Source organism: Alteromonas sp. 76-1, assembly GCF_900654235.1.
In the GTDB taxonomy this organism is placed as follows: domain Bacteria; phylum Pseudomonadota; class Gammaproteobacteria; order Enterobacterales; family Alteromonadaceae; genus Alteromonas; species Alteromonas naphthalenivorans.
The window spans coordinates 736477-757873 of record NZ_LR136958.1; the positions used below are offsets into that span (position 1 = coordinate 736477).

At 44.7% G+C, this 21397-nt stretch carries 17 protein-coding genes and 1 riboswitch; of the genes, 10 read left to right on the top strand and 7 right to left on the bottom strand.

Going from position 1 to position 21397, the window contains the following annotated elements; genetic code table 11:
• Window positions 1-35 precede the first annotated feature (35 nt).
• The 8 genes from ALT761_RS03125 to ALT761_RS03160 all read left to right on the top strand — a co-directional run bounded on the left by ALT761_RS03125 (window position 36) and on the right by ALT761_RS03160 (window position 11540).
• Entirely contained in the window at window positions 36-2825 is a 2790-nt protein-coding gene (locus ALT761_RS03125; RefSeq protein WP_129736438.1) for a nitrate reductase, read from the top strand.
• 123 nt (window positions 2826-2948) lie between these two features.
• Window positions 2949-3848, top strand: coding sequence for a uroporphyrinogen-III C-methyltransferase (cobA, locus tag ALT761_RS03130; protein ID WP_129736460.1), 900 nt, complete (start codon window positions 2949-2951; stop codon window positions 3846-3848).
• Window positions 3832-4827, top strand: coding sequence for a glycosyl transferase family protein (locus tag ALT761_RS03135; RefSeq protein ID WP_129736463.1), 996 nt, complete (start codon window positions 3832-3834; stop codon window positions 4825-4827). The genes cobA and ALT761_RS03135 overlap by 17 nt, the downstream gene beginning before the upstream one ends.
• A gap of 199 nt (window positions 4828-5026) precedes the next feature.
• Window positions 5027-6343, top strand: a complete 1317-nt coding sequence (locus ALT761_RS03140) for a methyl-accepting chemotaxis protein (protein WP_129736466.1) — start codon at window positions 5027-5029, stop codon at window positions 6341-6343.
• A gap of 417 nt (window positions 6344-6760) precedes the next feature.
• On the top strand, window positions 6761-8176 hold the full coding sequence (locus ALT761_RS03145) for a CmpA/NrtA family ABC transporter substrate-binding protein (RefSeq protein WP_129736468.1): 1416 nt from the start codon (window positions 6761-6763) through the stop codon (window positions 8174-8176).
• 36 nt (window positions 8177-8212) lie between these two features.
• Entirely contained in the window at window positions 8213-9208 is a 996-nt protein-coding gene (locus ALT761_RS03150) for an ABC transporter permease (protein WP_129736471.1), read from the top strand.
• A gap of 15 nt (window positions 9209-9223) precedes the next feature.
• Window positions 9224-10090 carry an ABC transporter ATP-binding protein gene (locus tag ALT761_RS03155; protein ID WP_126872439.1) on the top strand — a complete coding sequence of 289 codons (867 nt, stop codon included), beginning with the start codon at window positions 9224-9226 and terminating at the stop codon, window positions 10088-10090.
• 274 nt (window positions 10091-10364) lie between these two features.
• Complete coding sequence (locus ALT761_RS03160; protein ID WP_232043577.1) at window positions 10365-11540, top strand: alginate export family protein; 1176 nt, start codon at window positions 10365-10367, stop codon at window positions 11538-11540.
• Between the two features lie 177 nt (window positions 11541-11717).
• Here the strand turns inward: ALT761_RS03160 and ALT761_RS03165 are convergent, their stop codons facing one another.
• The 5 genes from ALT761_RS03165 to ccoG all read right to left on the bottom strand — a co-directional run bounded on the left by ALT761_RS03165 (window position 11718) and on the right by ccoG (window position 17913).
• A complete protein-coding gene (locus ALT761_RS03165; protein WP_129736477.1) occupies window positions 11718-12320 on the bottom strand; it encodes an HD domain-containing protein in 603 nt (200 codons plus the stop codon).
• Between the two features lie 120 nt (window positions 12321-12440).
• Window positions 12441-13073 (bottom strand): thiol:disulfide interchange protein DsbA/DsbL, encoded by a 633-nt coding sequence (locus ALT761_RS03170; RefSeq protein WP_013785457.1) that lies wholly within the window; start codon window positions 13071-13073, stop codon window positions 12441-12443.
• Between the two features lie 197 nt (window positions 13074-13270).
• Entirely contained in the window at window positions 13271-15199 is a 1929-nt protein-coding gene (locus ALT761_RS03175; RefSeq protein ID WP_129736480.1) for a TonB-dependent receptor plug domain-containing protein, read from the bottom strand.
• Window positions 15200-15251: 52 nt separating this feature from the next.
• A riboswitch (cobalamin riboswitch) is annotated at window positions 15252-15467 on the bottom strand.
• Between the two features lie 44 nt (window positions 15468-15511).
• The gene (locus ALT761_RS03180) at window positions 15512-16483 is read right to left on the bottom strand and encodes a serine/threonine protein kinase (protein WP_129736483.1); all 972 of its coding nucleotides are present in this window, start codon (window positions 16481-16483) and stop codon (window positions 15512-15514) included.
• Window positions 16480-17913: a cytochrome c oxidase accessory protein CcoG gene (gene ccoG / locus ALT761_RS03185; protein WP_129736486.1), complete on the bottom strand. Its 1434-nt coding sequence runs from the start codon at window positions 17911-17913 to the stop codon at window positions 16480-16482. Before ccoG ends, ALT761_RS03180 begins: the two co-directional genes overlap by 4 nt.
• A gap of 320 nt (window positions 17914-18233) precedes the next feature.
• On the opposite strand from ccoG, the gene ALT761_RS03190 reads away from it, so the two are divergent.
• The gene (locus ALT761_RS03190; RefSeq protein ID WP_013785453.1) at window positions 18234-18599 is read left to right on the top strand and encodes a hypothetical protein; all 366 of its coding nucleotides are present in this window, start codon (window positions 18234-18236) and stop codon (window positions 18597-18599) included.
• Between the two features lie 27 nt (window positions 18600-18626).
• On the opposite strand, the gene ALT761_RS20565 is transcribed toward ALT761_RS03190, so the two are convergent.
• A complete protein-coding gene (locus ALT761_RS20565) occupies window positions 18627-18794 on the bottom strand; it encodes a hypothetical protein (protein ID WP_172602839.1) in 168 nt (55 codons plus the stop codon).
• Between the two features lie 81 nt (window positions 18795-18875).
• On the opposite strand from ALT761_RS20565, the gene ALT761_RS03195 reads away from it, so the two are divergent.
• Complete coding sequence (locus ALT761_RS03195) at window positions 18876-19421, top strand: DUF3016 domain-containing protein (protein WP_129736489.1); 546 nt, start codon at window positions 18876-18878, stop codon at window positions 19419-19421.
• 139 nt (window positions 19422-19560) lie between these two features.
• Here the strand turns inward: ALT761_RS03195 and ALT761_RS03200 are convergent, their stop codons facing one another.
• Entirely contained in the window at window positions 19561-21321 is a 1761-nt protein-coding gene (locus tag ALT761_RS03200) for an acyl-CoA dehydrogenase family protein (protein WP_129736491.1), read from the bottom strand.
• Window positions 21322-21397: the final 76 nt, after the last annotated feature.

The following is a 21397-nucleotide window of genomic DNA, read 5'->3' on the forward strand; positions in this document are numbered from 1 at the left end:
TCTATGTTGTTTTTGTTTATTAAGAGAGTTTATCCATGAATATGGCTACACCAAAAACCACTATGCTGAAACCACGACTACGGCAAAAGCAAACCACCTGCCCTTATTGTGGTGTGGGTTGTGGTGTAGATATCAGTTGCAACGTTAGCGGGCGTACAGCCTCCCTGGACAAGGTTACTGGTACGCCCGAGCATCCGGCCAATTATGGTCGTCTGTGTGTAAAAGGCACAAACCTGCTTGAAACAAACGATCTTAGCGGCCGTTTGCTTCACCCAACCATGGCAGGTGCAAAGGTAGATTGGGACACGGCTACCCGCGCGGTGGCTGATAAAATCACCCAGACTATTGCTGAACATGGGCCGGATGCCGTTGCGTTTTATGTGTCAGGGCAACTACTGACCGAAGATTATTATGTTGCTAATAAGCTCATGAAAGGGTTTATTGGCAGCGCCAATATAGACACGAACTCACGGCTTTGTATGTCTTCTGCCGTTGCAGGTTATAAACGCGCATTTGGCGAAGACGTGGTGCCTTGTGATTACACCGATTTAGAATGTACCTCACTATTGGTGCTTACAGGCAGCAACACCGCGTGGGCACACCCCGTATTATTCCAGCGCATTCAAAGGGCTAAGCTGCGCAATCCTGATATGAAGGTGGTGGTAATTGACCCGCGAGAAACTGAGACCTGCACAATTGCAGACTTACATTTACCGCTAAAAGCAGGCAGCGACGTTGCGTTGTTTAATGGGTTACTTCAATTTGCTCACAACAATGGGGCAATAGATGAAGCTGCGATTGGTGAGTTTACCCAAGGATTGAATGACGCCATCACAAGTGCTAACACTATAGATGCAAAAGATGTGGCTAGTGTGTGTGGTTTAAATGAGGCGGATTTAACCACCTTTTATGATTGGTTTATCAATGCCGACACTGCAATTACTTTCTATTCTATGGGTGTTAACCAATCTTCAGCAGGGGTAGATAAAGCCAACGCGATAATTAATTGTCATCTTGCATTAGATTCTATCGGCAAGCCAGGTTGCGGTCCTTTTTCTATAACTGGTCAGCCAAATGCAATGGGGGGCAGGGAAGTGGGGGGCTTAGCTAATATGCTGGCGGCCCACTGTGATATTGAAAACCCTGAGCACCGTGAAAATGTAAAAGCGTTTTGGCAATCTCCGGCTATGCCAGAGCAAGGCGGATTAAAAGCAGTAGATTTATTTTCAGCTATGGATGCGGGACAAATCAAGTTTGTGTGGATAATGGGCACGAACCCTGTAGTGAGTATGCCTTATCGGGAGCAAGTTGAATCGGCGCTTAAAAAATGCGATATGGTGGTGGTGTCAGATATTGTACAAAGTAACGATACTCTTGCCTTTGCTGATATTGCATTGCCTGCAACAGGATGGTCTGAAAAAGACGGTACTGTAACGAATTCCGAGCGCAGAATTTCCCGTCAACGAGGCATCATGCCGCCTCCAGGTGAAGCCAAACATGATTGGCAAATTATGTGTGATGTAGCCGATAAAATGGGCTTTGCCAGCGAGTTTTCTTACTCTCACCCTAGCGAAATATTTGATGAACATGCCCGTTTGACCGCATACAAAAACGACGGCGCGCGATTGCTTAATCTTGCCCCTTTAACCGGGAAGTCTCAGGCTCAATATGATGCAATAGCGCCTGTGCAATGGCCACTTATTACCAACAGCGACCAGACACTTGCACCTGTTCGCCCCTTTTATAACAAAGTGTTTTCTACCCCGTCGGGCAAAGCAAATTTTGTTGCAGTGCGATTCTTACCTCCCACTCAAGTTACCTCGAATGCATTTCCTTTTGTGCTTAATAGTGGGCGAATGCGTGATCAGTGGCACACCATGACACGAACAGGCAAAGCGCCGGTACTCCATGCTCATACTGACCACGCTAATGTTTATATTCATCCCGAAGATGCAAAAGCATTAGGTGTTTCAACGAACGACTATGTCACGCTTAGCAGTAAAGTGAGCGGCGAAACACCCTGTATTTTCCCTGTGCAAATTGATAAACGTCAGCGCCAAGGCGATGTATTCGTCCCTATTCATTGGTCTGGGGAGTGGGGTTCGCACAGTAAGTTGGCAAAACTTTATGCGCCCGCGACCGACCCTATTTCAGGGCAGCCAGAACTTAAGCATGGTGCGGTATCCATTACGCCCCTCAATTTTTCAAGCTACGGAAAGCTCTATATTAGTGATGACGTTCAAGCGGCACATGGCGAATGGGATATCGTAAAGGTGCTGAACGAGGTAGTGGAAAGCAATAACGGCTACTGGGCTAAATATTTAATTGATAATGGGCTGGGCGTATCTATTGCCAGCCAACTTGAATCGCAAGCGGTAATAAAAGGGTTGCTAGAAAAACTACCTAAAAATTGGGTGTGCTATCAACACAAAACCGCCGACAGCCAAGTGCTTATTTGTACATATGAAGATTCGTTTTGTTTTATGGCGTTTTTTGGTGTGCAAAGCCCCAGTACGAAGCCAAAGTATGATGTGCCAAATTCATGGGTAGACAGCGCATTAACGCAAAGTTTCAACCCTGAAAAACTGGCTAACTTTTTACGTTGTGACGTTGACGAAGAATTTTTAAATGGCCCTGTGGTTTGCAGCTGTTTTTCTGTAAGGGAAAAAACCATTAGCAAAGCAATAGTAGAAGGTTGCTCATCAGTTTCTGCATTGGGCGATACATTAAAGTGCGGCACAAACTGCGGCTCCTGCAAACCGGCTTTAGCAACATTAATTAACGAACATGCTACCACAGTAGAAGACGTCGCTCGTGAAAGTTAACCCCAAGCGGGTGGCTGATAAGAAAGCTACGCAGATTACTATCAAGAATGCTACTGGCATAGCATTTTGCATGAACGTGACTAACACAAGAGCGACGACGAACCTTGCTCTGGAGAGATTATCATGAACACTTTGTTTAACACCTTTGGGATGTTGTTTCGCGATGCATTATCGCAACCTGCTCGTCACTCTACATCAGGTTTTTTAAGTGGGTGGTTAGGCAACGGAAAAAGCGCGCCACGTAGCAAAAAAGAGGGCAAAGTGTACATTGTTGGGGCTGGCCCAGGCGATGTTGAATTACTCACCCTTAAGGCGCTTAGATTAATCAAACAAGCTGATATTGTTTTGTTTGACGCATTAGTGTGCAAAGATGTTATTGCTGAAATTCCCCGTCATGTGAAACGTGAATATGTGGGTAAACGCTGTGGTCAGCACAGTATGAAGCAGCAAGAGATTAGCGCGAAGGTGGTTGAGCTAGCGAAGGCCGGTCATTGTGTGGTGCGACTTAAAGGTGGCGACCCTGCGTTGTTTGCTAGGACTTGCGAAGAAACCATGGCACTGACAGAAGCAAATATTCCTTTTGCTATTGTACCTGGCATTACGGCGGCCTCAGGCATGTCTGCTTACACAGGTATCCCGCTAACGGATAGACGCTGTGCGCAGTCAGTAAGTTTTATTACTGCCCATTTTCAAAATCCTGAAGCATGGCCCGATATGCCCCAGTTGGCAAAAAACGTAGCCTCTCAAACCGTGGTGGTTTACATGGGGTTAAGTCGCTTGTCTTTGCTATGCGACGCGTTGGCAAAGCAAGGCATTGCCAACGACTGGCCTGTAGCGGCAGTTGAAAATGCAACAAGCCCACAACAGCGGGTGATAGAGGGGAGCTTAGGTACCATTGGTAGTTTGGTGTCTGAAGCGAATGTTAGTGGTCCTACGTTACTTATTTTTGGAAAGGTGGTAGAGTCACGACAACTCGTCAATACATCACTTTTACACAATAAGCAGCATGTCTCAGCAATTTAGCAACTATATAAAAATCATCGGCAAGGGCCAAAAAGGGGGGCGCAGTCTTACCCGCCAAGAAGCTTACGAGTCTATGAAGATGGTTTTGTCTAATCAGGTTACCGGCGATCAACGTGGTGCGTTTTTAATGCTCTTGCGTACGCGAGAAGAAACCCCGGAAGAAGTCATTGGGTTTATTGATGCATGCCGTGAATTACTAGAACCTGAACTTGCTAACTTAACACCTACATTAGATGTGGGCTGTTATGCCGGTAAGCGCCGCCAGTTACCCTGGTATCTGTTATCGTGCGCGGTACTGGCTAAAAATAATTACACCATTATGCTACATGGCGCCCATGAGCCAGGCTCAGGTCGGTTGTATGCAAGCAAAGCTTTACCTGCTTTGGGGCTTGTAGAAGTAAATAGTATTGCCGATGCCTCTCGCCAAATGGGTGAGTTTGGTGTGACCTACCTCGACCTGTCGCACTTATTGCCAGCGCTTAATACCATCATAAAATTACGTGAAGTGTTTGGGTTACGCTCATGCGCAAATACCTTGGCGCGCTTGTTGAACCCGACGTCTGCTCCTTATTGTGTGCAGGGTGTCTATCACATGCACCTTGATCATAAACATTGTCGTGTGAATGAAAGTTTTCCTGCGTTCGAAGCGCTGTGCTTTCGAGGCGATGGAGGAGATCCGGAAGTAAACAGTGAACGAAAAACCGAACTCTATGTCACGCGCAATGGAAGTACCGAAGAAATTATTCTTCCAGAGTTGACAGAAAAAATGGCCCTTAAAGATACGCAAATGAACGTGAACGACATGCTCGCGGTTTGGCGAGGTGAGACTTCGCATCTTTATGGGGAACAAGCCATTCACGCTACCTTAGTGAGTTACCTTATCTTGCTTGAAGGGTATGACGTAGAGAAAGCCAATGCGCTTGCTGCACAAATGTGGGCAAAACGAGACAAAGCTAAGTTACCGTTTACCCAGCATTAGACCATTCGCGTCTAATGCTACTGTCTATTAATCAATTCGTTTTCAAATTCTTCTAATAATTAAGTAACTTGTAAATCCTCTGCTATCTTTAGATCAGCCAAGTAAAGCAATAACGACTTTGCATCCTCGCTTGCTCTCATAAACGTTATGGGAAGTTTGTGTGAGCGAGATGCTATACCCGAATGTCGAGGAGCACGGGATGTTTTTTAAGAATAAGCAATTATTAGAAGAAGTAGAGCGTTTACGCAAAGATGTTGAATCATTTCATACGGTGGAAAGTGAACTCAGGGCTGAAATGCTTTATGTCGAATTGGATAGAAACGGCAAAATCAGTAAAGTGAACGACAGCTTTTCAGATGCAATAGATTTTTCATCTAATGCGCTCGATGGAAAAACCATGGATAGCCTCATTCCTCAGGGAGTGATGGGGCAGCCCGCCACGAAAGAGTTTGTTGCGGCGATTAAGCAAGCACAGCATTGGCACGGTGCGATAAATCTTGCTAATGCTAACGGTGAAGACCGCTGGTTTAGAGGTATATTGCAGCCAATTACTAACGAATCCGGTGGTGTAGAGCGTATCGCGCTGTACATGGCAGAGCAAACCAAAAATATCAATAAAAGTCGTGAAATGAACGATATGCTAGATGCATTAAACCGTTCCACCGCGGTAATTGAGTTTGACCTGACAGGCAAAATTCTTAAAGCTAACGATAATTTTTTATCGACGATGGGCTACTCATTAGAGCAAATTCTTGGAAAGCATCACAAAATATTTTGCCCAGCAGATCAAGTCGACACACCAGAATATCGACAATTTTGGAGTGACCTATCGCAAGGGAAAATGTTTTCAGACCGCTTTAAGCGGGTAGATAGTCGAGGCAATGATGTATGGTTGGAAGCCTCCTACAACCCTATTAGGAACGATCAAGGCGTGCTTTATAAGGTTGTTAAATTTGCTACGGCGATCACAGAACAAATGCAAAGGGAATTTGCTATTTCTGAGGCCGCTAATGTTGCTTTCAATATATCGGAAGGTACGGGAGAGCAAGCCCAAAAAGGTAAAGAGGTAGTGGGTAGTATGGTGCGAATTATGGGGGAGCTCACTTCGCAAATGGGGACAGCTAGCGAGGGGATTCGCGAACTCGATGAACAGTCGCAAAAAGTGGCTGATTTAGTTAAAAGCATCAGTGGTATTGCCGATCAAACCAACTTGCTGGCGCTGAATGCGGCAATTGAAGCCGCCAGAGCGGGCGACCAAGGAAGAGGCTTTGCCGTTGTTGCTGATGAAGTGCGCCAACTTGCGTCAAGAACCAGTACTGCCACTGAAGAAATTGTCAGTGTGGTAAATGAAAACAGAAAGCTTACCGAAAATGCGGTGCAACTCATTGAAGCGGGCCAGGAAAAAGCGAGAGAAGCGCTTGAGTACTCGACTGAGTCGGGCAAAGTCATGAACGAAATTCAAAATGGCTCCTCAGAAGTCGTAAACGCCATTGGTCAATTCACCCAACGGCTGTAAAGCCTGAAAACGATAAATAAAGCACTGAGGGAGAGTGTGGTGTCTCCCTCGTGTTTCTATTCTCCTCCCCGCTGTGCATCTAACATCCCTATGCTGTGCATCGAACACTTCTAGTGCAATAAACGCACTGTTATTGTTCAGGCAAAAGAATGATTACTATTTGTATTTTTGCTAAATCCTATTATTTCAGTGTGTTAGGGTTTTGGCACGAACTCTGCTTTATTAATAGCAGTTATACTATTAAGCGATACCAAAATAAAAAAGTACATTAAGTACTGGTAGCAACATCTAACACCCAAACAATAAGTTAGCCTGTACCTCATTAACTAATGATTACAGGCTCGGCATCGAAGCCCACCAAGCGCGACGTTTATTCGTCTTCGCTGGTGGGTTTTTTTTTGGCTAAAGGAAACATAAATGACCAAGTTTAAAAACGTTTCAATGCTCAAACAAATAAAGAAAAAAATGACAGCAGGTATAACCGCTGCGATAGCTCTTTCTTTTACCTTAGGCGCGCCACTTGCTAGCGCACAAAGCGATGAAAAAGTGGGTTGGCCAGAAAAAGAAGAATTAAAATTTGGTTTTATCAAATTGACTGATATGGCGCCATTGGCCATTGCTTATGAAAAAGGCTTTTTTGAAGATGAAGGTTTATATGTCACCTTAGAAGCCCAAGCAAACTGGAAAGTGTTGCTTGATAGAACCATTGACGGCCAACTTGATGGCGCCCACATGCTAGCAGGGCAACCTCTTGGCGCAACCATTGGTTTTGGTACCGAAGCGCATGTAGTGACGGCGTTCAGTATGGATCTAAATGGTAATGGCATCACTGTTTCAAACGAAATATGGGAAAAAATGAAAGCCCATATTCCGGTGGAAGACGGCAAACCTGTTCACCCTATTAAAGCTGATTATTTAAAGCCAGTGGTTGAAGAATACCGTGATGCGGGTAAGCCGTTTAACATGGGTATGGTTTTTCCTGTATCGACGCATAACTACGAGCTTCGATACTGGCTTGCTGCCGGTGGTATTCACCCAGGCTATTATGCACCCCACAAAGGTGACAATGCTGGGCAAATTGATGCTGAAGCTTTGCTATCAGTTACCCCTCCCCCTCAAATGCCAGCTACGATGGAAGCCGGCACTATCTATGGGTATTGCGTAGGCGAACCTTGGAACCAGCAGGCAGTATTTAAAGGCATTGGTGTGCCGGTTATTACCGATTACGAAATTTGGAAAAACAACCCAGAGAAAGTATTTGGTGTAAGCCAAGCGTGGGCTAAGAAGTACCCAAATACTCACATTCGTGTGGTTAAAGCGTTAATTCGTGCCGCGATGTGGTTAGATGAAAATGACAACGCTAACCGCCCAGAAGCAGTAAAAATCTTAGCGAAAAGTAACTATGTTGGCGCTGATGAAGATGTATTGGCTAACAGCATGACAGGCACCTTCGAATATGAAAAAGGCGACAAGCGTGAAGTGCCAGACTTCAACGTATTCTTCCGCTACAACGCTACTTATCCATTTTACAGTGATGCGATTTGGTATTTGACGCAAATGCGCCGCTGGGGACAAATTTCAGAGCCCAAATCAGACGATTGGTATAAAGAAACTGCACGCAAAGTGTATAAGCCTGAAGTTTACGCGATGGCAGCAAAAGCGCTTATTGCCGAAGGAAAAGCAAAAGCGACGGACTTCCCTGCATTTGCTACTGAAACTGGTTTTAAACCACCTCAATCTGAGTTTATCGACGGTGTTACCTACGACGGTAGCAAGCCAAATGCTTACCTTGAACAGTTTGGTATTGGGCTAAAGGGTGAAACTGTTCTTTAACAGTTTTATTGTCATACACAATTAGCGGAGAACAACATGAGTAAGATGGCAAATATATTAAGCTTTTCGCCAGCCAAATCACCAATGAGCGGCCCGATGGGAGCGGTTTATAGTCGAGCGCCAGCTTTGTTATTGCCACTCATTGGACTTTTGATGTTCCTCGCTATTTGGAATGGTGTGGCAAAAAGTATTGATACCTCACTCGGTCAATTTCCTGGTCCTGCTCAAGTGTGGGAGCAGGCAGGCTCGCTTATTACTGAGCATAGTGCTCAGCGAGATAAAGCTGATGCATTTTACACAAGGCAAGAAGAGCGCAACGCCGCGCGGGTTGCACAAGACCCAACTTACGAACCAAAAATTCGCGAGTTCACCGGTTCACCGACCTTCTTTGATCAAATATGGACAAGTCTTTATACCGTCATGGTGGGGTTTCTCATTGCCTCAGTGATTGCCGTTCCTGTAGGTATTCTGTGTGGGCTAAGTAGGTCAGCTTATGCGGCAATTAATCCGCTGATTCAATTGTTTAAACCCGTATCACCTTTAGCATGGTTGCCATTGGTCACTATGGTAGTGAGCGCGCTGTACGTTAGCGATGATCCTATGTTTTCAAAATCATTTGTTACCTCGGCACTCACGGTATCCTTATGCTGCCTTTGGCCTACGTTAATTAACACGGCGGTTGGTGTGTCTGCGATTGATCAAGACCTGCTTAACGTAAGTAAAGTATTGCGTTTAACGCCGATGTCTCATTTAACAAAAATCATTCTGCCATCTTCCATTCCTATGATTTTTACAGGGTTAAGACTGTCACTTGGCATTGGCTGGATGGTATTGATTGCGGCAGAAATGCTGGCGCAAAACCCGGGCCTTGGAAAATTTGTTTGGGATGAATTCCAAAATGGTAGTTCAGAATCTTTAGCACGCATCATGGTAGCGGTGCTCACTATAGGTGCTATTGGTTTCATACTAGACAGAATAATGTTGTCGGTTCAACGCGCAGTAAGCTGGGACAAAACCAGCGTATTACGGTAATTAAGGAGAAAGAACATGCAAGCTAAACACTTGGAATTAGAACAAGTAGGCATCGATTTCCCTACACCGAAAGGCCCGTTTACGGCACTTACTGATGTAAACCTTAAAATTGCGAAAGGTGAGTTTGTTTCATTAATCGGTCACTCGGGCTGTGGTAAATCAACCGTGCTAAACATTGTGGCGGGTTTACATCAAGCCACCACGGGCGGCGTCATACTCGACGGTGCTGAAGTAAAAACTCCCGGGCCAGAACGTGCGGTTGTTTTTCAAAATCACTCGTTATTACCCTGGTTAAGCGTTTATAAAAACGTGGAATTGGCGGTGAAGCACACCATGCGTGGTAAATCTAAAAAGGAAATGCGAGATTGGATCATGCACAACCTAGAGCTTGTGCATATGACCCACGCCCTTGATAAATTACCCAGTGAAATATCTGGAGGCATGAAGCAACGTGTAGGTATTGCTCGCGCGTTAGCCATGGAACCAAAAGTCTTACTCATGGATGAGCCCTTTGGGGCACTAGATGCGCTAACTCGCGCGCATCTGCAAGACTCATTGATGGAAATTCATGCCGATTTAGGCAATACAGTGATTATGATCACTCACGATGTCGACGAAGCAGTATTGCTTTCAGATAGAATAGTGATGATGAATAACGGCCCTGCAGCCACTATAGGCGAAATTCTTGATATTGAGCTGCCTAGACCCCGAGACAGGCTTAAGCTGGCTGATAACCCCCAGTACAACCATTACCGGCACGAAGTGCTGACCTTTTTGTATGATAAGCAAAAAAAAATTGAGCCGGTGTCTTCCCACATTAAATCTAACCAAGCTGGAGGTGGTTCTGCAAAAAAAGCGAACAGTAAATCCGACGCAGCTTGAGTTAGGCGTTTCACGCTAATTCAAAGCGCGACAACATAAGTCGCTAAAACTTATTTAAACCCTTAGGTGCTTATCCCATTTTTTACTGGGAGGGAGCCCCTTAACTAAAAATCGTCAATAAGAACGCTAACCAACAAACGTTAACATCGTTAATAACAAGGGAACGCACATGAATACGCAAGATATAAAAGCATCAGCACAGCTAACAAAAGCACCGTCAAATAGATTTAAACCGGTACAAAAGCGCTTTGCTCAAGCAGCACTGACAAGTGCTATGTTGGCGTGTTTTAGTGCGCCATCAATGGCACAGAGCTGGCATGATGTGCTTAGTGAGGCGTCTGCATGGGCAGATTTGAACTTACGTTATGAATCAGTCGACCAAGATAATGCACTGGATGATGCTAGCGCATTAACACTTCGTACTCGCCTGGGTTTTAAATCCGGAACGTTGAACGGGTTTTCCTTTACCGCAGAAGTGGAAGATAGCCGCATTGTTATGGGGCAGGGCGATTATACAGTAGGCCCTACTGGCTATAACGTAGGTGAGTATTCAGTGATTGCAGATCCTGAAACCACAGAAGTGGATCAAGCCTTTATTCAGTATAAGAATGAAAAGCTAACACTCAAAGGGGGCAGACAAGTGATTGCCCTAGATAATCACAGATTCGTTGGGCATGTGGGATGGCGTCAAGATAGGCAGACCTTTGATGGCGTTACTGCTACCTATGCGCTTAACGAGAAAGTGAATTTCTTTTATGGGTACCTTACCCAGCGAAATCGAATTTTTGCAGAAGCCGCCGATTTTGATTCAAAAGATCATTTGTTCAATGCAAGTTTCAAAACAGCGGTAGGAAAATTTACCGCTTATGGCTACTTGTTAGAAATTGATAATGACACCGATAACGCGCTTGATACCTACGGTATTCGCTATAACGGCAGTATGAAAGGTGAGACGGTGAACTGGGCATACGGCGCTGAATTTGCTACGCAAAGCAGCGAGTCAGGTTCAGGCGACACCGCTACCGATTATGATGCGAGTTATATTAATGCCAACCTAGCGGCTACCTTTTCAGGCATTACCGCTAAGATTGATTATGAATTACTGGGTTCTGACGATGGTGCGTACGGCTTTGCCACGCCACTAGCCACCCTGCATAAATTTAACGGTTGGACAGATCAATTCTTAGGTACACCTGCACAGGGTCTTCAAGATATTACTTTTTCGGTATCTGGAAAACTAGCCGGTGGTAAATGGTTGTTGGCCTATCATGATTTTAGTGCCGATGAAGCTACAGCCGAGGTGGATGATTTAGGTAGCGAAATTAACGTGCAGTATGTGACTAAAGTGATAGATAACGTCACATTAGCCGTTAAGTACGGCAGTTACTCTGCGGGTGACACCAAGGTAGATGCCAACAAATTATGGATGTGGGTAAGTACTCGTTTTTAATCATGCTTGAAGGGAGTTTGATGACGCTTTTGATAAAAAGCGACATCAACTAAGCGTTACTAACAAGTTCTACCAAAAAAGCTCATAAAAAAGCGCATAAAAAAAGGTGCTAGAGAATCTGTTCTCTAGCACCTTTTTTGTCTTTTATGAGCGTGAACGTCAGGGCGTTTTACCGTTTTAGCTTTTTGCTGGAAGCAGCCAATTATTTTGGACCGCGGTATCTAATTGCCGAGTGACGTAATCCCATAATTTAGGCGCACAATGCTTCAAATGTAAGTTACGCTTTTCTATCTTATCTCTAGTAACAGCGTGTTTATTCCAACTACCACCTTGGTTCTGCATGTTTTGAAACACAGGAAGCACCCGGTCCATCGCCTTGGCAAACTCAGCATCTGGAGTTTTCGCCTCTTCAAATTCTAGCCATAATGAGAGTAGCTCATCGGCATAAGAGCTAGGCAGTAATCCAAAAATACGTTTTGCCGCATCAAGCTCTTTTTGTGCTTGTGCATCGTGCTCTGAGGCATCGTTGAAGGCAAACAAATCGCCTGCATCAATTTCCACTACATCATGAATCAAAATCATCCGTATCACCCGAGCGACATCGATTGGCTTTTCGGAATAATGTGCCAAGGTACTGGCCATCAATGCCACATGCCAACTGTGCTCAGCAGAGTTTTCCTGACGATTGCCATCACAAGGTAAGGTTATTTGGCGCTTAACACGCTTTAGCTTGTCTAGTTCGCAAATAAAGGCACTGAAATCTTCCGGTAAAAACGACATGAATAACTCCTGCTTTTTTACGCAATAAAAATGAAAATGGGCCTTAGCGTTAACCGCTACGGCCCATTTAACTCTTTACTGAAATAGGCATGTTGCAGCCTACTTCAATAATATTAGCAATTACTTTTGCTCAGATAACCAAACAATCAAATCAGCAATATCATCAAAGGTCATATCAGCAGTAAACGTAGGCTGATATTTACCATTTATAACGAAGCTTGGTACGCCTGATAGGTAGTCTCGGTTCTTGTCGATAAGTTGCTGGTTCTTACGAATCATGTTGTTTACACCAAAGCTGGTGGCTAACTTATCAAACTCAGCGCCATCAACACCGTTTACCACAAAGATGTTTCGCAAATCTTTAAGGTTAGTAATAGTCGCACGTTGCTTATGAATGTAATTGAAGATAGCAGTGTTCATCGCATCTTCCTGTTTCATTGCACGGGCAATTAACATGGCATGGGTCGCGGCATCTTGAACATCAGGGCCTGTAAAGCGCATAAAGTTAACATGCACTTTTTCGAACTTAGTGTTCTCGCCTTTTTTCTCTTTAATTTGTTTTACGATTGGCTCAAATTGGAAGCAATGTGGGCACCAGAAAGAGAAGAATTCTGTAATAACTGGTTTTTTAGTCGCTTCTTCATCTAATACCGTGTAATGGGTACCTTCTTTCCACTTAGCTGTGCCTTCTTGGGCGCATGCGGTCAATGGCAAAAGCATCGCCATTACAAACAATACTGCAAACTTCTTCATGTAATTGAATCCTTTGATTTCAAATCTATCTATCAGTGCTGAGGTTACCACAGGCTTTTATTGGGCACTAGTTTACGCGACAAGCGAGCGGAAAAATGCAACGAATGGATAATATATGAGGGGAAAGCTTCGCTTCTTCGTAAAGAAGAAGCGAATAAAATGTCACTGTTTGCGTCTAAAAAGTGACGTGGTAGGTTTTACTGGTGGCGGTAGCTCACAGATAGCAAAGCACGTCGTTCTTGGCCTGCATAGCCCACGATATCCTCGTAGTCGGTATCAAAAAGGTTATTCACTTTTAATGATAACGCCCACTTTTCAGAAATATTATAACCAAGGTTAACTGACGCTAGTGTGTAAGCTGACAATCCCAAGGTTTCTGCATTCGCTGGGTAGGGTGGGAAATAAGTATCGTAATGGGTGCCGGTATAGGCCAGTTTTGCATAAAGGCTAAATTTCTCGGTACCTAAGTCAGATAATACCGATAAAGCGCCTTGGTGTCGTGCACGTCGAAGCTCGGTGTTAGCAATACCATCATCTTTTTGCTCGGCGTCTAAATAGCTATACGACGCTGATACCTTCGCTAAATCGTGAAGCCACGTTACTTCAACGTCTACGCCGTCACGGCTACTTTCACCGTCTGTATTCGCAGCGGTATACACGCCTTGAGTGGTGTCAAAAACGAAGCCATTAATCTCATCTTCAAGTTGGGCACTATAACCACTTACTTGTGCTGAAACCGAATTCCAATTTGCTTTTACGCCAACTTCCCATTCTTCACTCTCTTCAGGTGTTAAGTCTGGGTTGCCAATAAAGCTATCTGGGAAATAGCCAAATCGCTCAGTAAAGGTTGGGGTTTTAATGGCCTTGCCGTAGCTAGAAAATAGCGCATAGTTTTTTGATACTTGCCATGTAAGACCTGCGCGATAACTCACGGCGTCATCAAATTCACTGTTGTTATCGAATCGTGCGCTTAAGGTTGCGAAAACATTCTCAACAAGGTCACCTGTAGCTTCACCAAATAGGCTGGTGGTATTGTCGTGTTGCTTTTGATTAGGATCGCCAAACAGCACAGGGCCACGTTGTTCAAACAAACGTTGTAAATATTCAGCACCACCTGCCACTTGCCAATTGTCGAAGCGATAAAAGCTTGTCCAGTTAAGTGCTAGGCGCTCGCCAGTCGTACCACCCGCATCGGCACCCGACGTGGTATTGTCATTATCATCTTTTCGGTAATCGAAAGACACCGTAGATGCATAAGCTGATGCATCGGGTGCGTAGCGCCATGCTAGTTTAGTGCTTAGTTGGCTACCATCAGTCACATTGTCGGCATCAGCAGGCAACCCAGTGGTAACATAGTCAGTACCATCGTAATCATTTTCGTATTGGGTACTGCGGAATTTCGCGCTTAATGTGTGTGCATCTGCCAACGCATAATCAACATTGATGCCTGCGGTCATGTTGTCATAACCGTCATCTTCATTACCGATGCGCGAAATGTTATCGCCGTCTGTTTTAAGGTATGTGGCGTAAGTGCGCACTGCCACATCGCCATTTTGCGTAGCGGCGTTAATGCTGCCTTGGTAAGTACCTTGTGTGCCTATTCCTGCACTTAAATTAATGCTAGGTTTTGCACTGGTTCCTTCACCGGCTTTGGTGGTGATGCTCAATACGCCACCAATTGCGCCACTGCCCCATAAGGCACTTTGCGGGCCACGTAGTAGTTCTATACGTACCACGTTCGCTGAGGTCAAATGGGCCAAGTCTATCAAGCTTCCTTGGCCAATGTCGTTAGACACCACACCATCAATAAGCACAAGCAAGTGATTACTTTCGCTGCCTCGAACACGAAGTTCGGTAAGGCCGCCTGGGCTACCTGATTGGGAAAGGCTTACGCCAGGCAAACCACGAATTAAATCGGTAAGTTGCACAGCGCCTGAGGCTTGAATATCTTGCTCGGTAAGCACGCTTACCGATGCGGGTAGCTTAGCTATTTGTACCGGTAAACGGGTGCCGGTAACAGTGAGTGTTTCTATGGTATCAGGAGTTTGTGCTAAAACAGGTGCAGACAGCATTGTCGCCACAGCAGCGTATACTGCCGTGCAGGTAAAGTGTGTTTGAAATTTCATTGTATTTCTCGCTATGTACTCCGCCCGAGTACAAGGGTGAATGTAAGCAGAATAACTGCCGTGAAGCTAGGCCGGTATCCGGGCTCACTCACCAATACTGTGTATGGTTTCTCTGCCTTCCCATGTCGCGACATCAATAGCGATGACACAGTGGCGTATAAAGGAGAATGTGTGTGGTCACACTGAGTTTACCGTTGCGGGGGCAGCATCAGATTTCACTGATTTCCCGTTTAACCCATAGATGGGCACCTAAGCGCGAAGGAGTATAGCTTAAGTGCCTAATAAATAGCGAGTGTGTTCAGGTTTTGCGCGCTAATATCCGAGTTTGAGAGGCGCTTCCTGCATGGCGGAAAGTTGTTCTTTTAACGCAAGAATTTGACCTTCCCAGTATTTATCATCGGCAAACCATGGAAAGGCACGAGGGAAAGCTGGATCTTCCCAGCGTCGAGACAGCCATGCCATATAGTGCACCATACGCATGGCGCGAAGGGGTTCAATTAGCGCAAGCTGATTGGTATTAAACGGCTGAAATTCTTCATAGGCTTCAATCAACGTATCGAGTTGCAATAGTTGTTGCTGTCTGTCGCCGCTCAGCATCATCCATAAATCTTGAATGGCAGGGCCCATTCGACAATCATCTAAATCAACAAAGGTGGGGCCATCGCGCCACAGAATGTTACCCGGATGGCAATCGCCGTGCAGCCGAATAACGTCGGTGGCTTTGTAAGCCGAAGAGGCCGCGGATATAACAGGGTTCAAAATAGCAAAAAAGGCCGTTTTGAGATGATTGGGCAACAAGGTGCTATTTTCTAAAACCTGGCGAGGTTCATCCAAATAACTTTGCGTGTCGATATCTGGACGTTGCTTAAAGGTTTTCGCTTGAGACACGCGGTGAATACGGCCAATAAAGCGCCCCATCCACTCAAGTTGATCTAAATTATCGTTCTCAAACTGGCGGCCACCTACCGAAGGGAAAACGGTAAAGCGGTAATCGCCATGGTGATGAAGGGTTTTTCCGTTTAGCGCTAGTGGCGCCACAATCGGAATTTCGCTATCAGCAAGCTCTTGGGCAAAACTGTGTTCTTCCAAAATTTGCGCGTCTGTCCAACGGGCAGGGCGATAAAACTTAACCACATAACGTTTGTTGTCATCGGCTTGAAATTGGTAAACCCGGTTCTCGTAACTATTGAGAGCAAGTAAGCCGCTTTGAAGAAAAATGCCCTGAGTCTCCAGGGCATCTAATATAGTGTCTGGATCTAATCCAGAAAACGAAAAGTCTTTCATCGATAAAGGAATTTGGTTGGCTCATTAACCGTAACGTTTTCACCTGAATCGGTGGTAGTGGTCACGGTGAATTGAATGTCTGTTACCACATCTTCCAGATTATACGGGTCGGTTGCAACCGAAATCGGTGTGCTATAAACCTCACCACCTTGTACCGTCACTTCTTTATTTCCAATAAAGGTGTATTCAGGCAGCCCTTGAACCGAAATAGTATAGGTCTGAGTTTGTTGAGATTTGTTGAGTACTTTAACGGTATAAACGTTCTCAATTAACCCTTCATTGGTTTCACGATATAACGAATTACGGTCGCGAATAATATCAATTTCAAGAGGCACGCGGGTTACAATGTCAGCAACCAATAACCCTGTCATGACAATGAGTACGATTAGGTAGCCAATAAGCTTAGGCCGCACGATGTGTGTTTTGCCCCCCGCCAGCTCTTCTTCCGACGTAAAGCTTATTAGCCCTTTGGGGTAATCCATTTTATCCATTACCCCGTTACACGCATCTACGCACGCGCCGCAGTTAATGCATTCATATTGTAAACCGTTTCGAATATCGATACCTGTGGGGCAAACCTGCACACATAGGTTACAGTCAATACAGTCGCCCAGGCCTTTTTCGTGCACCTGTTCATGACTTAGTTTACGAGGGCGGGGGCCTCGCTGTTCGCCTCGTTTCGCATCGTAAGAGACGGTAAACGTGTCTTTGTCGAACATGGCCGATTGGAAACGTGCATAAGGACAAATATGGGTACACATGATTTCACGCATGTAACCCGCGTTAGCGTATGTACACACTGCGAAAAAGACCACTGAAAACGCGGCCCAGAAACCCGTGTTGAAGGTAAAGAAATCAATAAAAAGGGCGCCGATGGGGGTAAAATACCCTACAAAGGTAAGTGCGGTAAGGAGGGCAACTGCCACCCAAGCCGTATGTTTGAGGGTTTTGCGAATAAACTTATCCGCGTCCATTTTTCGTGAATCTAGTTTTATGCGTTTATTTCTAGGGCCTTCTATCTTCTCTTCAAACCAAGTATAGATATATACCCAAGTGGTTTGAGGGCACATGAAGCCGCACCAGACCCTGCCAGCAAAAGTAGTCACAAAAAATAACGCGAATGCACCCACGATAAAAATGTAAGCAAGCAAGGTTAAATCTTGCGGCCATAACGTTAACCCAAAGATAGAAAAGCGCTGTTCTACAATATCGAGTAGTACCGCCTGCTGGCCATTAAATCTTATCCAAGGAATGGCGGCGAAGATGGCCAGAAAAAACAAACCGAAAAAACGTCTAAATGTTTCAAGAGGGCCTTTAACCGCACGAACGTAAATTCGACTACGCGAGTCGTATCGCTTCCCTTCAGTGGTGGATGCGGGTTTGTGCACCTTTACGGGAGTAACGTTTTTAACCGGAATTTGTTCGTTCATTTTTTCAAAACCTTAGCCAACTTCTTGTATTGCGCGGCGCATTATAACAGCTGAAATTTAAGCGTGTTTAACATAGATCAATGATAGGGCTAATGATCTTCTTTATTTATCTTTCAGTCAATACTGAAAGTTCAGAAATTATATTCTATCAATCTATCTTTACTTAATGCTAGTTGACTACTATGACGATAATAGTTTTAATACCGAATGAAAATTACACAAATAATTATCCTTTTGATTTTTTTAACGAAAATGTTTGTTGAAAATAACTAACGATAGCTGCGTTGTTTGAATTAAGTATAGTAGTGGAATAATTTTAAATGCTTCGTTTCTTTGTAATCTGTGCCGAAATTGTATTGTTGGTGATTGTGCTACGATCGCCTTTTGTTCAGTACTTTTTTTCAGATATACAAAGTACGGTCTCAGGTTGGTTTGTTTCCATTTCTGAGCTACCTGAACAAAGAGAGCTAGATGCGCTAAGAAATCAGGCGGCAGCGCAGCTTGCGCCATTAAAAGAATTCGAAGCAAACTACCTTCGAAGAATTCTGGCAAGTCGTTCAACGGTAATGCGCTTTCATATCGCTTACTGCGAAACCACCGATATAAACCCGAATTTTAGCCTCGGTAAGCGTCAGCAGTTGTGCACACTGATAGAGCAATCAAAACTACTGGAGCCCGATAGATAGTTACTGGAATGCGATAAATAAATAGCGCTAAGGCGTTGTTTCTTTTTTCTTGCTTCTTTTTGTTGTGCCTTCTAATCCTTCCTCACTTTTACCGAGTATTAAGAGTAAGCCATTCACTTTACGTTCAGCTTCCTGTGCTACTATTGAGTATATAGTTGTGATAAAAGTAGTAATGCTGCTAAAAGTTGAAGCCATGCTTCATTAAGCGCCGTTACCCGTTTACTCAGTCTTGTAGCTGACTAATACCGGGTTTTTATAAACGAGGTAGGGGGTCACATGAAAATAGCTAAGTTAACCGGTTTATGTACGCTTTTGCTCGCCAGCGTGGGAGTGTCTGGTGTCTTGCAAGCAGCGCAGGTTGAAGTAACCTGGGAAGAGCCAAAGTCTTACCGAGATGTTAAACCATCGAACGAATCTCGAACTCGCTTTAGAGAACGCACTTTTAAAGAGCTTGATGAGTTTTTCACTGAACTCGCTGAAAAACTTCCCGAAGACCAAAAGCTGTCAATTACCGTAACAGACTTAGATTTGGCGGGTCAGGTTTGGCCAGCCTCTTTTGTTGGAATGGGGCAGTCCGCTGCCGATGTTAGGATCATTAAGGAAATAGACATACCTAGAATGTCATTCTCATATGTACTTTCAGATAGTGACAACACGGTGCTTAAAAGCGAAGACGTTAAAATAAAAGATATGATGTTCATGAATACCGTTAATCGTAGACTATCTAATGATAATCTAGTTTACGAAAAGAACATGATTGAAGATTGGTTCAACGATACGTTCAACGATACACTTGCAAAAAGTGTAGTGAGTAACCATTAGCACAACGAATAACCGAGCATAGTCGCGCCAATAAGCGGTAGTCATACTGCTTATTATCGGTTCTTTGTCCGCTGTTTTACTATATTAAAGATAATAAAAAACCGCCTATTAAGGCGGTTTTTTTTATTAACGATGAACGTTAAATGTAATCGAACTCACTGCCAGATACCGCGAGTGTGCTTTCATACCCTGCTGAGTACGCTTGTTTGTGCGCATTGCGACGAGGCAATATACGTTGCATGTAGAAATCACGAGTTTTCTGCTTGGAAGAAGCGAGTACTGCGTTATCTGTGCTCGCTGCTTTATCTGCCATGCTGTACCACAGCACACCAATTAGCGAGTAGGCAGAATAGGCTAAGTAATCGGCTGCCGCCGCTGCCGCAGTGGTGCCATCCATACCTAGGCAGTCAGCCGATGATGCACGCCAATCGTCAAGTAAGCCTTGTGCCAGTCCTTTGTTTTCAGCATCGCTAATATCAGCAACTAACTGTGCAAAAGCTTGGTAGGTGGCTTCCATCATTTGTCCGCCGTCACGGGTTAATTTACGGCCAATTAAATCTAATGCCTGAATACCATTGGTGCCTTCATACAGCATAGCGATACGTACATCACGCATCAATTGCTCCATGCCCCACTCACGAATAAATCCATGACCACCAAAAACTTGCACCCCAATGCTGGTAGTTTCAAGGCCCATATCTGTCATGTAAGCTTTGCAAATTGGCGTAAGAAACTGCAAGACTTTATCTGCATTTTCTTTTTCTTCGTCAGTGCCTAATTTTTCTATATCCATGTACTTTGCATATAGTAAAGACAGTGCGCGGCTACCTTCAATTTGCGATTTTTGCGTAAGTAGCATACGGGCTACATCAGGCTGAAATACAATAGGGTCGGCTTTGCCATCAGGGTTTTGAATGCCTTGTGGCGCACGAGATTGAACGCGCTCGCGGGCATACGTTAACGCACCTTGGTAAGAGGCTTCTGCAGCGCCTAAGCCTTGCAAGCCAACTTGGAAGCGTGCGTCGTTCATCATAGTGAACATACAGGCTAAGCCTTGATTTTCTTCGCCCACTAGCCAGCCTGTCGCCTCATCGAAGTTCATCACGCAAGTCGGGCTCGCTTTAATACCCATCTTGTGTTCAATACTGCCCACAGACAAGGAGTTTGGTTCACCTGGCTCGTTATTTTCATCAAGCATTAGCTTGGGCACTAAAAACAAGCTAATACCTTTCACGCCTTTAGGCGCATCGGGTAAGCGAGCAAGTACCAAGTGAATAACATTGCTGCTCCAGTCTTGATCGCCAGCAGTAATGAAGATTTTATTACCGGTAACTTTATAGCTTCCGTCACCTTGTGGTTCAGCCTTAGTGCTAAGTAAACTAAGGTCGGTACCAGCATGCGGTTCGGTTAAGTTCATCGTACCTGTCCACTCACCGCTGATGAGTTTAGCGAGATACTTGTCTTTCAATTCCTTGCTAGCATGTTTAGTCACCGCCAAAGTGGCGCTTTCTGTTAGCATCGTCGTTAAACGCCAGCTTAGGTTTGCAGCATTTAGCATTTCATGTACAGGCACCGCCATGGTGTAGGGAAGTTCCTGTCCATCATATTCAGCCGTACCTAACATGGCGTTCCAGCCATTTGCTACATACTCTTGATATGCGTCGGCAAAGCCTTTCGGTGTGGTGATTTTTCCGTCTTCCAGCTTACAGCCTTCTTCATCACCTTCACGGTTTAACGGTGCAACAACATCAATGGCGAATTTAGCGCCTTGTGCAATGATTTCGTTGGCCAATTCGCTATCAAAATCGCTGATACCCAATTTTTCATAGTGGGCATCTAGGCCCAACCAATCCTTAAGTAAGAACTGAAAATCGGTAGTAGGGGCGTGGTACAGAGGCATAGAAGACTCCCTTTTCAAACAAGTGTTTTAATTTTGCCACATTATAGACACAAAAAGCATAGACAGAGTAGCCCGT